Source organism: Sphingomonas nostoxanthinifaciens, assembly GCF_019930585.1.
In the GTDB taxonomy this organism is placed as follows: domain Bacteria; phylum Pseudomonadota; class Alphaproteobacteria; order Sphingomonadales; family Sphingomonadaceae; genus Sphingomonas_I; species Sphingomonas_I nostoxanthinifaciens.
On the sequence record NZ_CP082839.1, the window covers coordinates 2,453,656 to 2,468,063 of the forward strand.

Below are 14,408 nucleotides of genomic sequence, written 5' to 3' on the forward strand. Positions count from 1 at the left end.
GCCAGCGGCTGGACAGCCAGAATACGCCTCCATTTGGCGATGCATGCCTACCGATCCTTAACCATCGGCGGGTCATGCTCGACTCGAGTAGCGAAGGACTGATGTTGGTGGCAGCGTTGCGCGTTCTGGTGATCGACGATTCGCTGACGATCCGCGGGATGATCGAACATCTCGTGCAGCGCGATCACGTCTCGCGCGTGGTCGGCATGGCCGCCGACGGACGCGGCGCGCGCGCGATGATCGAGGATCTGGCGCCCAACGTCATCACGCTGGATCTGGACATGCCGGGCCTCGATGGCTTCAGCCTGCTCGGCGAGCTCAGAGGCCGGCCGCATGCGCCGGTGGTCGTCGTCTCCTCGGCGACGCGCTGCGGCAGCGCGGCCTCGCGCGAGGTGCTGGATCGCGGCGCGGCGGCGTGGTTCGACAAGGCGCACGTCATGAGCGACGCCGACGGCTTCATCCGCCTCCTCCACCGCATGGCCGCACGCAAGAGCCGCCGCAGCCTGTTCAACGGCATGGCGGGCGGTGCCGATTTCCGTCAGGCGATGCGCGGCCCCAGCAGCGCGATCATCGCCTCGCATCCCGCCTGATCTTCGGCGTCGAAACGGCCCCGCAGCGGGCTGTCGAGATCGAGCACGCCCACCAGCACACCGTCCACCACGATCGGCACCACCAGTTCCGACGCGGACGCCGCATCGCACGCGATATGGCCCGGAAAGGCATGCACGTCGGCGATGCGCTGCGTCGTCTGCGTGGCGGCGGCGGTGCCGCACACCCCCGCGCCGATCGCGATGCGGATGCATGCCGCCTTCCCCTGGAACGGCCCGAGCACCAGCTCGCCGCCGACCAGCCGGTAGAAGCCCGCCCAGTTGAGGTCCGGCACATATTCTGAAATCAGCGCGGCGGCGTTGGCCATGTTGGCGATCGCGTCGGGCTCGCCCGCGGTCAGCCCGTCGAGCGCCGACAGGAGATCGCGATAGAGATCGGCCTTGTCGCCCACCGTCGAGATTTGGATGTCGTGCATAATGGCGCTTGGCCGCGCCGGTGCCGCGAAGGCAAGCGAAAATCGGCGCCGCGAAACGCTTGAGGCCACGTATATTTTATACTTAAATGTCCGCCTGCCGTTGCGGCAAAGGGGACAGGATAATGACCGATACGAGCTTCGAAACCGATCGGCGCACATTGCTGCGCGGCGCGGCCGCCGGCGCCGCGTTGCTGGCGCCCGCCGCCGCTCAGGCTGCGTCGGATGGCGACATGGCGGGCATCCGCAAGGCGATCGCCAGCCAGCACGACGCCAACGTCAAGCGGCTGCAGGACTGGATCGCGCTGCCCACGATCGCGGCCGAGAAGCGCAACGTCGAGGAAGGCTGCGCGCACATGATGCAGCTCGCCAAGGATGCCGGCTTCCAGCATGTCGAGCGCGTGCCGACCGATGGCGTGCCCGGCGTGTTCGCGACGATGGACAATGGCGCGAAGAAGACGCTCGGCCTCTACTTCATGTACGACGTCAAGCAGTTCGATCCGAAGGAATGGAGCTCGCCGCCGCTCGAGGGCCGGATCGTCGACAAGCCCGGCTTTGGCAAGGCGCTGGTGGGGCGTGGCGCCGCTAACCAGAAGGGCCCGGAGAGCGCGGTGCTGGCCGCGCTCCACGCCTTCAAGGCGGCCGGTCGCAAGCCGCCGGTCAATTTCGTGCTGGTGTGCGAGGGCGAAGAAGAGATCGGCTCGCCGCATTTCCCACAGATCGTCCGCCGCCCCGACGTCAGCGCCGCGCTGCAGAAGACGGTCGGCGTCGTCATCCCGTCGAGCTGGCAGTCGGTGACCGACGGCGGCGTCGTCATCAATCTCGGCGCGAAGGGCGTGATCGAGCTGGAACTGATCTCGTCGGGCGAGACGTGGGATTATGGCCCCCGCCACGATCTGCATTCGAGCAACAAGAGCCTCGTCGGCAGCCCCGCCTGGCATCTGGTCGAAGCGCTGGCGAGCCTCGTCACGCCCGACGGCAACACGCCGGCGATTGACGGCTGGATGGAGAAGGTCGCGCCGCTCACCGCGCGCCAGAAGGCGCTGATCGCCGACAGCGCGGCCAAGCGCGATCCCGCGGCCGAGCTGAAGGGGATGGAGGTCAAGCGCTTCTACGGCGACACGCCATGGCCGCAGGCGCTGGAGCGCGCGGCGGCGATGCCGACCGTCAACATCGAAGGCATCATCGGCGGCTATACCGGCCCTGGGGGCAAGACGATCATCCCGAGCAAGGTCACCGCCAAGCTCGACTTCCGCCTCGTGCCCGACCAGACGATGGACGATTGCGTCGCCAAGCTGAAAGCGCATCTGCAGAAGCGCGGCTTCGGCGACATCGTCGTCAACGTCTCGGGCGGCTACGACCCGACCCAGACCGACGAGAACAGCCCGCTCATCAAGGCGGAGATGGCGGCCTATCAGCGCGCGGGCATCAAGACCTCGGTCTATCCGCGCCTGACCGGATCGTGGCCGGGCTATATCTTCACCTCGGCGCCGGTGTCGAAGCCGGCCGGCCAGTTCGGGTTCGGCGCATCGGGCGGGCAGCACGCGCCGGACGAATATTTCGTGATCGAGCCGAGCAACCCCAAGGTGCTGGGCTATGACGGGGCGGTCTCGGGCTTCGCCGACTTCTTCTTCCAGATCGCCGCCACCGCCTGAATTGTTTGGTGTGCATCGCGTGCGCCGGTGACGTCTTCGTCATGGGAGGCACGCGATGCTCAACGAACTGAAGGTTCCCGCAGCCCTGCTCACCGGTCTCGCCTTCGGCACCGGCGTCGCCTCGATGGCGGTCGGCGCGGCGATGGCGGCGATCAGCTGGGCGTTCCTGTAGCCGGCGGCATCAGCCGCCCGACACCGGCGCGCGAAAGACGAAGAAGGCACCGGCCGCGATCAGCGCGAAGCCGATCGCATGGTTGATCGTGATCCGCTGCCCCAGATACACCACCGAAAAGCCGGCGAAGATCGTCAGCGTGATGACCTCCTGGATCGCCTTCAACTGCGCCGCCGAATAGACGTTGCTGCCGATGCGGTTGGCCGGCACCGCGAGCCAATATTCGAAGAAGGCGATCCCCCAGCTCACCAGCACCACCTCCCACAGCGGCCGATCCTTATACTTCAGGTGGCCATACCAGGCGGTCGTCATGCACAGGTTCGATCCGATCAGCAGCAGGACCGGCAGCAGGCGTGCGGAAAGCGTAGGCATCACGACGCGCTAGAGGATCGGCGTAGGGCGCGAAAGCATAGTCCTGCCGATCATGCGAACAGCGAGATCGAGTTTCCGAAATTGTGGAGGAGGATCGGCAGGAGCACGCTGCCGGTCCGCAGTCGAAGCCAGACCGCGATGAAGGATGGCAAAGCGGTCAGCGCCATTGTCAGCGGATCGAACGAAAACGCGCCGTGCGCATAGCCGAAGGCGTGCGCGAGGCCGAACGGCGCGCACGAGAACACCGCACCCCATCCCCAATCGACGCCCAGAAAACGCCACCGGGCGAGGAAGGTGCGATCGAGCGCGAGCAGCAGGATGCCGCGATAGAATGGCTCCTCCTCCAGCCCCGGCATCGTCAGCTGAAACGCGACGGTTTCACGCGAGGCCGGATCGCTCGGGTAGACATAGGCCAGGATCGCGAAGAAGAGACAGTAGAGCAAAGCGACGGGGATGCTGCTCGTCAGGCTGCCGCGCGCCTGCCGGAGCGTCAGGCCCGAACGCCGCCAGCCGAACGCGGGAAACGTCGCGACGACGAGCGTCGCGGCGAGCGCCGTCAGCTTGCCCTGCCAGTTCCAGTCCGCGTCTGGCAGCAGCCGCGGCAACAGGCCGTAGGCGCGCGTCAGCATGGCATCGTTCAGGATCACGAGCCCGGCCGCGGCGATCAGCCAGCGGGGCGCAAACCGGTCGCGCTGCGCGAGGCCCACGAGACCGCCCACCACGATCAGCAGCGCGACCACGCCCGCAATTCCGATGACCCCGTTCACGCAAACCTCCCGCGTTGCCGCCGCCGCGAACATGATGCTGCGAAGGCGAACCGACGGCAAACCGCCAATGGTCCCGACCCGCACGATCGATTATCACGGCCACTATGCCGCACCCGCGATACATCGTCATCCTCACCGGCGCGGGCATTTCGGCGGAATCGGGCCTACTCACCTTCCGCACGCGCGGGGCAGCGACGTTGTGGGAATATGTCGATGCGCAGGGCGTGACGCGCGGCCATCGGATCGAGGATGTGTGCACGCCCGAGGCGCTGGCGCGTGATCCGGATCGGGTGTTCGGCTTCTACGACGGGCGCCGCCATGCGCTCGCCGATGTCGCGCCCAATTCGGCGCACCACGCGCTGGCGCGGCTGGATGCCGAATGGGCGGGAGGCCTGCTGATCGTCACCCAGAATGTCGATGACCTGCACGAGCGCGCGGGCGCGCGGCGGCTGATCCACATGCATGGCGAACTGAAGTCGGCGCTGTGCCGTGCCTGCGGCGGCCGCACGCCGCTCGACCGCGACCTCGCCGACGCGCCCCCCTGCCCCCCTGCGGCACGGCGGCGCTGCGCCCCGACATCGTCTTCTTCGGCGAGATGCCGTACCGCATGGAGGCGATCGAGGCGGCGCTGGAGAGCGCCGATCTGTTCGTCTCGATCGGCACCTCGGGCGCGGTCTATCCCGCCGCCGGCTTCGTCCAGCTTGCCCGCGCCGCCGGGGCCGAGACGCTCGAGCTCAATCTCGAGCCCTCGGCGGGCAGCGCGTGGTTCGACGCGACCCGCCTCGGCCCGGCGACCGCTTTGGTGCCGGCGTGGGTGGACGAGCTGCTCAGCTAACCGTTCAGCCCTTCTGCGCCGCCGCGATACGCGCGTCGACGCGCGCATCGAGGATGGTGAGCGGCATCACGCCGTCCTTCAGGATTTCGTGGAACTGCTTGACGTCGAAACGGTCGCCCAGCGCCTTCTGCGTCCGCGCGCGCGCCGCGGTCCACGCCATGTGGCCGACCTTGTAGCTGCACGCCTGCCCGGCCTGGGTGCAGTAACGCTCCACCTCACGGCGTGAGCGCGGCCGGGCGAAGCCGGTCGTGGCGACGAGATAATCGGTCGCCTGCTCGGCGGTCCACTTCTGCTCGTGGATGCCGGTGTCGACCACCAGCCGCGCCGCGCGGAACAGGAAGGACTGGAGGTAACCGGCCTTCTCGACCGGCGACTGATAGGCATGCAATTCGTCGGCGAGCTGCTCGGCATAGAGCGCCCAGCCCTCGGTATAGGCGCTGAACCCGCCGGTCTTGCGCAACGTCGGGATGTTCTTCGATTCCTGCGCAGTGCTGATCTGCAGATGGTGGCCCGGCACGCCCTCGTGATAGCTGAGCGACGGCAGGCTGTATTTCGGCCAGTCGCCGACATCCTTCAGGTTGATGAAGTAGATCGCCGGACGCGAACCGTCGAGCGCGCCGCGCTGATAATAGCCGTTCGACGCGCCGTCCTGGATCTCGACCGGCACCGCGCGGATCTCCAGCTTGGCGGTCGGGATCTCGGCGAAGGCGTTGGGCAGCCGCGTATACATGTCGGCGACGCGCGCATTGAGGCTGGCGAGCAATTCGGCACGGCCGGCGGCGCTGTCGGCATAAAGCTGGTCGGCGCGCGTGTTGAGCGCGGTCAGCCGCGCGCCGACCGAGCCCTGCGTCAGCCCCTGCTGCCGGAGGATGACGTCGAGCTGCGCGCCGATCGACGCCACCTGATCGAGCCCCATCTTGTGGACCTCGGCCGGAGTCAGCTTGGTGGTGGTCGCCTGTTCCAGCGCGGCGGCGTAGATGGCGTCGCCCTGCGGCAGGCGCCACACGCCGGCGACGTCGGTCGCGGTCGTGCGCAGCTGCTTCATCAACGCGATCTGGCGGTCGAGCGCGGGATAGACCTGCCCCTCGACGATCTTGGTGGCGCGGCCGGACCAGTCGCCCGATATGCCCTTGGCCGCCGCGCGCGTGGCGAGGCTGCGGACCATGTTGCTGTCGGCCGCCGCCGCCCCGCGCAGCTTCGCCATCTGGCCGAGCGTGAGATCGAGGCAGAAGCCCGGCGCGAGGAAGCCGCGCGCCGCCTCGGCCTTCTGCACCGCGCTGTCCTGATCGAGCGAGCCCGCAAAGGCGGCGAGGCGATCGAGATAGGCTTCGCAATCCTCGGTCGTCGCGATGCTGTGGGTCGAATTGAGGAAATCGGGCACCTCGAAATAGGCGCCGCCTTGCTGGAAGATGCGATAGGGCCGGATGACCGAGCCGATCTTGAAGCGATCGTAGGAGACGACGCGCGCCTGCTGCGAATACAGGATCACGTCGAGGTTGAGCTGGCTGGCTGGCGAGAGCGTCGCGCGATCGACCTGGCGCAGCTTGGCGAGCCAGCCATGGACGCGCGCCGCGTTGCGCGCGGTATCGGCGGCGCTGCGGTCGCTCAGGCGATGCTTGGCCGCCGCATTCGCGCCCTTGTCGAGCCCGAGGCTGCTGGCGAGCTCGGGCGAATTGGCGACATTGTCCTGGAAGATCGCGTCGAACAGCGCGTTGAGCTGCGCATCGCCCGATTGCGCGAACAGGCGGGTCGGCATCCCAATCGCGACCGACGCGGCGGCGGACGAGGCGAGAAAGGAACGGCGATCCATGAACGGGCTTTCTGCTGGCGTTGTTGGCGGCAGCTTAACGCCGCCCACCGCCCCGGCAATGCTATGCGGTCGCTTCGGTCGGCCGTCGTCGCCTTTGGGCAACAGCGGCGACGTGAGGTGTTCGGGCAGCCGGCGCACCCGCTGGTGAAAGAATGCCCGCCACGCAGCCGGAAGGTGACAAAGGTGACGCTACGTCGGGGGTGGGTGCGATCCCCGCGCAGCACCCCGGCCCTCGCGACACAAGTCCCGCCCGACGTGAGCGGCGCCGACAGAAGGCGACGCCTCGCGGCGCATGGATCAATCGGGCGGAGATGCGGGTGATGGCCATGGCGCGCTCCTGATCGAGAGAGAGCCCGACTATCTGACCCGCCATTTCCTACTTTGCAAGCGAAATGTTCGCTCTATGTTCTCACCAGCGATCAGCGATCGATCGTCCGGTCGGAAGCGCAGAGACCGCTCCCGACCGGACCGCAATCCTACATGCCGTCGACGCTCTTGCTGACCAGAATGTTCACCGCGACGCGGCGATTTTGCGCCTTGCCCTCGGGCGTGTCGTTGCTGGCCAGCGGGTCCGCCTTGGCCATGCCGGTGGGGGTCAGCATGCGATAGGGCTTCCAGCCGCACGCCTGCTGCAGATAGTTGATGACGCGCCCGGCGCGCTTCTCGCTGAGCTGCTGGTTGAAATCGTCGCCGCCGGTCGAGTCCGTATAGCCGACGACCAGGATCAGCGCATTCTCGTTGCTTTGCGCCTGGGTTGCCGCGGCGCACAGATCGGCCTTGTCCTGCGACGACAATTCCGATCGGCCCGTATCGAAGTGCACGTTGGTCGTGCCCTTGATATTGTATTTGTCGATATCGCCCATGCGTCCGCGCAAGGATTCGGTCGCGGCGGTCTGTTCCTCGAAGCGTTGGGCGGTGCCGTTGCGGATCATCGCCGCGGTCTTCAGATCGGTGTTGCGGAAGGTGATCCGGCTCGCGACGAGGCCGCTGCCCGACTGGGCATCGCCCATCTGCACCGTCCTGACGGTGACCGGCAGGCCGTTGAGCAGCGATTCCGCGCCGAGCTTGTTGCGGCCACCGAACAGCCCGCTCTGCCCCTTGATCTGGGTCGCGTCGTCGATCGCGACGATCGTGCTGGCGCCGTCGGCGGTCGTGACCTTCATCTTGTCGCCATTGCGTGCGGAGATGACGCCCTTCAGCTCGGGGCCGGCGGTCTTCTCGCCATTGACGACGATGCTGGGGTCGGACGGTTCCGGCGGCGTTTGCGCGACCACGGCGCCCGATGCGGACATGGCCAGCGCGACGAGCAAGACGCGGCCGCCCGATTTCTTGGTAATGACATGCATTGAGCAACTCCTCTAAACTGCCCAGTGCACAAAGGGTGTTCAGATCGACCTGTCCGGATCATGAACGCCGCGGGCAGGACTGCCGGCCGAGCCGGCCATTAGAGCGCTTCCTGCGACGAACCGAGGCCGATCACTGTCCGGTCCGGCCATTTTGAGTGGTCTTTTGGTCTTTGCGTCGCCCCGGACTTGATCCGAGGCCCCGCTTCTCGTGGCTATCCGGGAGAAGAAGCGGGATCCCGGATCACGTCCGGGATGACGGGGGAGCAGTTCGGGGGGTGCTACAGCCTTTTGCCCTGCCGCCCAGCCAGCTCGACCACATATTGCCACGCCACGCGGCCCGAGCGGCCGCCGCGCTGGACCGCCCAGGCGATCGCGTCGTGCGGGTCGAGCGCGAGGCCGTAGGTACGGGCATAGCCCTCCAGCATCGCCAGATAGGTCGGCTGGTCGACGACGTGGAAGCCGAGGCTGAGGCCGAAGCGGTCGGCGAGCGCGAGCTTGTCGTCGGCGGTGTCGCGCGGGTTGATCGAGCCGTCTTGCTCCTTGATGTCGCGCGGCACGATGTGGCGGCGGTTCGAGGTGACGTGCAGCCGGGCATTGGCCGGGCGCGCCTCCGCCCCGCCCTCCAGCAGCGAGCGCAGCAGGCGCGGCGCCTCGCTCGCCTCGGCGAAGCCGAGGTCGTCGACGAACAGCACGAAGGCGCGCGGCTGCCCCGCAATCCGGTCGAACAGGCGCGGCAGCCCGGTGAGCGCGTCGCCCGCCACCTCGATCAAAGCGAGGTCGCCGCCCTCGTCCTGCACCGCGCCGACGCCGGCCTTGACCAGCGCCGACTTGCCCGTGCCGCGCGCGCCCCACAGCAGCACGTCGTGCGCGGGCAGGCCCGCGGCGAGGCGGCGCATGTTGCCGACCAGCGCCTCCTTCTGTGAATCGACCCCCTCGAGCAGATCGAGCGGCAGCGGCGCGAAGGCGCGCGCGGCCTGCAGCGCGCCGTCGCGCCAGACGTAGGCTGGATGGTCGAGCGGATCGGCGTCGGCCGGCGGCGGCGGCGCGATCCGGTCGAGCGCGGCGGCGATGCGGGCGAGCAATTCTTCGGTCATTCGCCCAGCGTCTCCAGTTCGGGCCCGTCGAGCCGCCACGGCTGCCAGCCGGTCTGCGGGCGGCCGCCGATGGCGCGGTAGAAGTTCATCGCCGGGCGGTTCCAGTCGAGCACCGCCCAGTCGATCCGCGCGCAGCCGCGTGCGCGCGCCTCGCGCCCGAGCGCGTCGAACAATGCGCGCCCGGCGCCCGAGCCGCGCACATCCTCGTCCACCACCAGATCCTCGAGGTAGATGCCCGGCCGTCCGGTCCACGTCGAATAATTGAGGAACCACACCGCGACGCCGACGATCCGCCCCTTCGTTTCAGCGACGTGCGCATACACGCGCGCATCGGGTGCGAAGAAGGTGTCGAGCAGCGAGGCCTCGGTCGCTTCGACCGCCTCGGGCTGGCGCTCGTAGGTCGCCAGCGCGCGGATCAGGCGGAGAATCTCGGCCACGTCGTCGGGCCGCGCGGGGCGGACGGCGGCGCTCACAGCGCCATCTCGGTCGGCATCGGCGGCGGCGATTTTGCGAGTGCGGCGAGGACGCAGCCTGCGATGATGAGCACCGCCCCCGCCAGCACGGTCCGCGTCAGCGCCTCGCCGAAGATCAGCGCGCCGAACAGAGCCGACCAGATGAACGCGGTATATTCGGCCGGGATCAAGGTCTTGGCCTCGGCACGCGCATAGGCCCAGGCGAGCAGCATCATCGATGCCTGCGCCAGCAGCGCGCCGGCGAGGATCGCCGGCCAATGCTGCACCCCCGGCAGCGGCGCCAGCCACAAGGCGGCGGGCGCGAGCCACAGGAAGGTCGCGGCATTCTGGAAGAAGGCGATCGCGACCGGGCTCGCCGCCTGCGCCTGCCGCCGCAGCAGGACGATGCCATAACCGTAGACCGACGCCGCGATCAGGATCGCGACCGCGCCGACGACCGCGCGCATGTCGTGCGGGCCACCCAGCCGCGCCGCGACCAGCAGCACGACGCCGGAAAGGCCGAGCAGCGACGCCGCGATCGCGCGCCAGCCGACCCGCTCGTCCAGCATCGCCGCCGACAGATAGAGCGCGATCAGCGGCGCGATGAACGAGAGCGCGATGCCCTCGGCCATCGGCAGGCGGGTGAGCCCGAAGAAATAGCCGGTGGCCGAGACGGCGTTCACCGCGCCGCGCTGCAGATGGAGCAGCGCGATCGGACGCGCCGGCCACGCCGCGCCCTCGTGCAGCCACGGCAGCCCGGTGGTGAGCAGCGCGACGACGGTGCGCCACAGCATCGCGCAATAAGCGCCGATGACGAGGCTGAGCCCCTTCATCACCGCATCCATCAATGTGAACAAGGCGACGCCGACCATCGCCGCGATCAACGGCAAGGCGGCACTGCGGACGGGCTGAGGCAGGACGACGGAGGACACGCCCCGCGCCCTAGCGCGCGCACCGCCGGCTGTCAGCCCGCGCTTGTGAGGGGCGGCACAAGTTGGTAAATCAAAGTTAACGATACGTGGGGGAGGACGTGATGCGATCCACAAGGATGCTTTTCGCCGCGATGGCGATGATGATCGGCGCGACTCAGGCGCAGGCGCTGAGTTATTCGGGCCTCTATGTGTTCGGCGATAGCCTGGTGGATGCCGGCAACGCTTATTACGGAACGATGGGGGCGCAGGCCAGTCCTGCCAACGGCTATTATAATGGCCGCTTTTCCAACGGATACAACTTCGCCGACTATGTCGGAGAACTTGTCACCGGCGCGCCGACCCAGCCATTCCTGACCGGCGGCGACAATGTCGCGGTCGGCGGTGCGCTGACGCAATATGTGCCGGGCGAGAGCAGCCCGAGCTTCCCGGCGCAGCTCACTTATTTCCTCGGCTCGCCCGCCCCGACGATCGCATCCGACGCGCTGGTGCTGGTGACGTTCGGCGGCAACGACGTGCGCGCGACCGCGACGACCGGCGGCACGGTCGACTTCACCGCCGCGTCGACCACCCTGCTGACGGGCCTGGAAACGCTCTACGGCCTCGGCGCGCGCAACTTCGTCATCGTCGGCTCGCCCGATATCGGCCTGCTGCCGAGCGCGCAGCCGCTGGGGGCGATCCCCGGCCGGCTCGACGCGCTGAGCAAGCGCTCGCGCGACATCAGCGCGCTGTTCGCCGGCGACGCGACCACGCTCGACGCCTTGCCGGGCACCGACGTCACCTTCTTCGATCTCTACGATTGGGAGCATGACCTGCTCGACAATCTGACGGCCTACGGGCTGGGCGGGCTAGACACGACCACGCCGTGCCAGGTCGTCGGCGGCGGCTCACCCCAGCTCAGCAACTGCGCCAACTCGCTCTATTTCGACGGCATCCACCCGACCACGCAGATCCACAAGCTGATCGGTGAGGCGATCGTCGGCGAACTGGCCGGCGTGCCCGAGCCGGCCTCGTGGGGGATGATGATCCTCGGCTTCGGCGCGATCGGCTGGCGCCTGCGGCGGCGGGAACCCGCCGGGGCTGCGGTGATCGCAGCCTAGCGGGGTTCCGATCGAACGTCCGCTCGCTCAGGGCGAACCGGCTTGGCTCGTCGCGCGGGTTGCGCCTTGGCCGTGTTGCTGCGCACGCAGGAACCCAGAGCAATGGACGGCGCGTTTGCGGCTCTGGGCTCCTGCGTCCGCAGGAGCACTCCTAAAGCGCCGCTTACTCCGCCGCGACCGCCGTCGGCGCAGCGGCGGCGTTGGCGGCCTCGATCTCGGCGGCCTTGGCTTCGACCAGCCGGACGATGTGATCGACCATGTCGGCGTCCTGAACCGTGTGATCGGTGACGCCCGACAGATAGACCATGTGCTTGCCGTTGCCGCCGCCAGTCAGGCCGATGTCGGTCTCGCGCGCCTCGCCGGGGCCGTTGACGACGCAGCCGAGCACCGAGAGCGACATCGGCGTGCGGATGTGCGTCAGCCGCGCCTCCAATTTCTCGACCGTGCGGATCACGTCGAAGCCCTGCCGCGCGCAGGACGGGCAGGAGATGACGCGCACGCCGCGCTGACGCAGGCCGAGCGCCTTGAGGATCTCGAAGCCGACGCGCACCTCTTCCTCGGGCTCGGCCGAGAGGCTGACGCGCAACGTGTCGCCGATGCCGAACCACAGCAGCGAGCCCATGCCGACCGACGACTTGACCGTGCCGCCGATCAGGCCGCCCGCCTCGGTGATGCCCAGGTGCAGCGGGCAATCGACCGCCTCGGCGAGCTGCTGATAGGCCGCGACCGCGAGGAAGACGTCCGACGCCTTCACCGCCACCTTATATTCGTGGAAATCCTGATCCTGCAGCAGCTTGATGTGATCGAGCGCGCTTTCGACCAACGCCTCGGGGCACGGCTCGCCATATTTTTCGAGCAGATCCTTCTCGAGGCTGCCGGCATTCACGCCGATGCGGATCGCGCAGCCGTTGGACTTGGCGGCGTCGACCACTTCCTTCACGCGCGCGGCCGAGCCGATATTGCCCGGATTGATGCGCAGGCATGCGGCACCCGCATCCGCGGCTTCCAGCGCGCGCTTGTAGTGGAAATGGATGTCGGCGACGATCGGCACGTGCGACGCGCGCACGATCTGCTTGAGCGCGGCGGTCGAGGCCTCGTCGGGGCACGAGACGCGGATGATGTCCGCCCCCGCTTCCTCGCAGCGGCGGATCTGGTCGACCGTGGCGCGCACGTCATCGGTCGGGGTGTTGGTCATGGTCTGCACCGTGATCGGGGCGTCGCCGCCGACAGGAACATTGCCGACCATGATCTGGCGGGAGGGGCGTCGCGCGATATCGCGCCAGGGGCGTACGGAGGACATGCGCGCCATATAGCGACTGCAAGGCTCAGGGGAAACTGGCCAATGCGGTGGGCGGTGCTAACGTATACCATCGACTCGGGGGAGATCATGATGCGTTTGAAGGCCTTGGCACTTGCATGCGCGGCGGCGGCGACGATCGGCATGCCGGCTTTGGCCGAACGACTGGCGCTGGTCGGCGGTACATTGGTCGACGGCACGCTGCGCGAGCCGATCCATAACAGCGTGATCCTGATCGACGGCGACCGCATCACCGCGATCGGCACGGTCGAGAGCCTGCCGGTGCCCGCCGACGCGCGCCGCGTCTCGACCGAGGGCATGACGGTGCTGCCTGGCCTGTGGGACATGCACGTCCACCTGATGATCGACGGCCATGCCGACTACGCCCATTGGGACGCCGCCTATCTCGCCAAGCAACGCGACGTGATCATGCCGGCATCGGCCAAGCAGTTGCTGATGGCGGGCGTCACCGGCGCGCGCGATCTCGGCGCGCCGCCGGACGACATCCTCGCGGTCAAGAAGGCGATCAACGAGGGCCGCATCCCCGGCCCCACATTGTTCGTCGCCGGTCCGTTCATCCAGCACGCGCCCTACAGCGCGCACGAGGTGAGCTATCGCTGGGGCGTCAGCTCGCCCGAGGATGCGCGCGCCAAGGTCCGCAAGATCGCCGAGGCCGGGGTCGACGTCGTCAAGCTGATCGACGTCGACCAGATGAAGGAGCCCGAGATCAAGGCGGTGGTCGACGAGGCGCATGCCCGCCATCTGCCGGTGGTCGCGCACGCGCATCGCCCCGACGAGATCCGGCTCGGCCTGAAATATGGCGTCGACGATTTCGAGCATACCGCGCTCGCCGCAGCACCCGAATATCCGGCCGACATCATGGCCGCGCTGGAGGAGCGCACCGCGCGCAGCGGCTCGCTCGGACCGCTCTTCTGGACCCCGACCGCGTCGATCCTCTACAATTATCCGGCGTGGCTGAAGGAACATGAGTTCATCGACGCGACCGACTGGCACGAGGGCCTGACGCCCGAAATGGTCGCCGACATCAAGGCATCGCTCGCCCACCCCGAGCGCATTCCCTATTTCCAGGGCGTACCGCAGCGCCAGCCGACGCTGAAGCGCAAGTTCGCGCAGTTGCGCGCGTCAGGCGCGATCCTGCTGATCGGCACCGATTCGGGCGTGCCGATGAACTTCCATTCGGGCAGCACGTGGCAGGAGATCGACCTGTGGGTGAACGGCTTCGGCGTGCCGGCGATCGAGGCGATCCGCGCCGCGACCTTCTGGCCGGCGGTCGCGATGAAGGTCGACAAGGATTATGGGACGGTGACCGAGGGCAAGTTCGCCGACATCATCGCGGTGAAGGGCGACGTGATGGCGCATGTCGATCTGCTCCAGCGTGTCGACATGGTGTTCAAGCACGGCCAGCAGGTGAAGTAAGCGGCCGCGCTCAGCTCCAGGGCAGCGCCACGGCGATCGCGGCGCCGCCGACCATGAACGACACGCCGGTGGCGAGGGCAGCTGACAGCAGGACCCGCGCAGGTACGGACATACGATTCAA

At 68.0% G+C, this 14,408-nt stretch carries 12 protein-coding genes and 3 pseudogenes; 6 read left to right on the top strand and 9 right to left on the bottom strand.

The genetic code is table 11. The features are described from left to right. Window positions 1-107 precede the first annotated feature (107 nt). Window positions 108-590 (top strand): response regulator, encoded by a 483-nt coding sequence (locus K8P63_RS11665; RefSeq protein WP_223796205.1) that lies wholly within the window; start codon window positions 108-110, stop codon window positions 588-590. On the opposite strand, the gene K8P63_RS11670 is transcribed toward K8P63_RS11665, so the two are convergent. Further along, window positions 539-1,024: a GAF domain-containing protein gene (locus tag K8P63_RS11670; protein ID WP_223796206.1), complete on the bottom strand. Its 486-nt coding sequence runs from the start codon at window positions 1,022-1,024 to the stop codon at window positions 539-541. The genes K8P63_RS11665 and K8P63_RS11670 overlap by 52 nt on opposite strands. Window positions 1,025-1,146: 122 nt before the next feature. Between K8P63_RS11670 and K8P63_RS11675 the strand changes: the two genes are divergently transcribed. Beyond that, window positions 1,147-2,676, top strand: coding sequence for a M20/M25/M40 family metallo-hydrolase (locus K8P63_RS11675; protein ID WP_223796207.1), 1,530 nt, complete (start codon window positions 1,147-1,149; stop codon window positions 2,674-2,676). Between the two features lie 181 nt (window positions 2,677-2,857). On the opposite strand, the gene K8P63_RS11680 is transcribed toward K8P63_RS11675, so the two are convergent. Together K8P63_RS11680 and K8P63_RS11685 are read right to left on the bottom strand one after the other, a co-directional pair. Next, complete coding sequence (locus K8P63_RS11680; protein ID WP_223796208.1) at window positions 2,858-3,220, bottom strand: DMT family protein; 363 nt, start codon at window positions 3,218-3,220, stop codon at window positions 2,858-2,860. Between the two features lie 50 nt (window positions 3,221-3,270). Beyond that, window positions 3,271-3,987: a CPBP family intramembrane glutamic endopeptidase, BDIM_20840 family gene (locus tag K8P63_RS11685; protein ID WP_223796209.1), complete on the bottom strand. Its 717-nt coding sequence runs from the start codon at window positions 3,985-3,987 to the stop codon at window positions 3,271-3,273. A gap of 104 nt (window positions 3,988-4,091) precedes the next feature. On the opposite strand from K8P63_RS11685, the pseudogene K8P63_RS11690 reads away from it, so the two are divergent. After that, window positions 4,092-4,822, top strand: a pseudogene (locus tag K8P63_RS11690) (NAD-dependent deacylase). A gap of 4 nt (window positions 4,823-4,826) precedes the next feature. Here the strand turns inward: K8P63_RS11690 and K8P63_RS11695 are convergent. The 5 genes from K8P63_RS11695 to K8P63_RS11715 form a co-directional block, all read right to left on the bottom strand. After that, window positions 4,827-6,632: a DUF885 domain-containing protein gene (locus tag K8P63_RS11695; RefSeq protein ID WP_223796210.1), complete on the bottom strand. Its 1,806-nt coding sequence runs from the start codon at window positions 6,630-6,632 to the stop codon at window positions 4,827-4,829. A gap of 476 nt (window positions 6,633-7,108) precedes the next feature. Continuing rightward, on the bottom strand, window positions 7,109-7,978 hold the full coding sequence (locus K8P63_RS11700; RefSeq protein WP_223796211.1) for an OmpA family protein: 870 nt from the start codon (window positions 7,976-7,978) through the stop codon (window positions 7,109-7,111). Window positions 7,979-8,256: 278 nt separating this feature from the next. Further along, window positions 8,257-9,072: an ATP-binding protein gene (locus K8P63_RS11705; protein ID WP_223796212.1), complete on the bottom strand. Its 816-nt coding sequence runs from the start codon at window positions 9,070-9,072 to the stop codon at window positions 8,257-8,259. Beyond that, window positions 9,069-9,545: a GNAT family N-acetyltransferase gene (locus K8P63_RS11710; protein WP_223796213.1), complete on the bottom strand. Its 477-nt coding sequence runs from the start codon at window positions 9,543-9,545 to the stop codon at window positions 9,069-9,071. Before K8P63_RS11710 ends, K8P63_RS11705 begins: the two co-directional genes overlap by 4 nt. Further along, a complete protein-coding gene (locus tag K8P63_RS11715) occupies window positions 9,542-10,456 on the bottom strand; it encodes a DMT family transporter (RefSeq protein ID WP_223796214.1) in 915 nt (304 codons plus the stop codon). Before K8P63_RS11715 ends, K8P63_RS11710 begins: the two co-directional genes overlap by 4 nt. Window positions 10,457-10,692: 236 nt before the next feature. Between K8P63_RS11715 and K8P63_RS11720 the strand changes: the two are divergent. Together K8P63_RS11720 and K8P63_RS21020 are read left to right on the top strand one after the other, a co-directional pair. Further along, window positions 10,693-11,370, top strand: a pseudogene (locus K8P63_RS11720) (SGNH/GDSL hydrolase family protein); the annotation flags it as partial. A 72-nt stretch (window positions 11,371-11,442) separates the two neighbouring features. Further along, window positions 11,443-11,553, top strand: a pseudogene (locus K8P63_RS21020) (PEPxxWA-CTERM sorting domain-containing protein); the annotation flags it as partial. A gap of 163 nt (window positions 11,554-11,716) precedes the next feature. On the opposite strand, the gene ispG reads toward K8P63_RS21020, so the two are convergent. Further along, window positions 11,717-12,853: a flavodoxin-dependent (E)-4-hydroxy-3-methylbut-2-enyl-diphosphate synthase gene (ispG, locus tag K8P63_RS11725; RefSeq protein ID WP_223796216.1), complete on the bottom strand. Its 1,137-nt coding sequence runs from the start codon at window positions 12,851-12,853 to the stop codon at window positions 11,717-11,719. Window positions 12,854-12,943: 90 nt separating this feature from the next. Here ispG and K8P63_RS11730 point away from each other — a divergent pair, with 90 nt between their 5' ends. Beyond that, on the top strand, window positions 12,944-14,287 hold the full coding sequence (locus tag K8P63_RS11730; RefSeq protein ID WP_223796217.1) for an amidohydrolase family protein: 1,344 nt from the start codon (window positions 12,944-12,946) through the stop codon (window positions 14,285-14,287). The last annotated feature ends 121 nt before the right edge of the window (window positions 14,288-14,408 follow it).

What these genes read in the sequence shown, in the direction of transcription:
- K8P63_RS11670 (WP_223796206.1), bottom strand. Translation starts at nt 1,024, where the DNA reads ATGCACGACATCCAAATCTCGACGGTGGGCGACAAGGCCGATCTCTAT.
- K8P63_RS11675 (WP_223796207.1), top strand. Translation starts at nt 1,147, where the DNA reads ATGACCGATACGAGCTTCGAAACCGATCGGCGCACATTGCTGCGCGGC.
- K8P63_RS11680 (WP_223796208.1), bottom strand. Translation starts at nt 3,220, where the DNA reads ATGCCTACGCTTTCCGCACGCCTGCTGCCGGTCCTGCTGCTGATCGGA.
- K8P63_RS11695 (WP_223796210.1), bottom strand. Translation starts at nt 6,632, where the DNA reads ATGGATCGCCGTTCCTTTCTCGCCTCGTCCGCCGCCGCGTCGGTCGCG.
- K8P63_RS11700 (WP_223796211.1), bottom strand. Translation starts at nt 7,978, where the DNA reads ATGCATGTCATTACCAAGAAATCGGGCGGCCGCGTCTTGCTCGTCGCG.
- K8P63_RS11705 (WP_223796212.1), bottom strand. Translation starts at nt 9,072, where the DNA reads ATGACCGAAGAATTGCTCGCCCGCATCGCCGCCGCGCTCGACCGGATC.
- ispG (WP_223796216.1), bottom strand. Translation starts at nt 12,853, where the DNA reads ATGTCCTCCGTACGCCCCTGGCGCGATATCGCGCGACGCCCCTCCCGC.
- K8P63_RS11730 (WP_223796217.1), top strand. Translation starts at nt 12,944, where the DNA reads ATGCGTTTGAAGGCCTTGGCACTTGCATGCGCGGCGGCGGCGACGATC.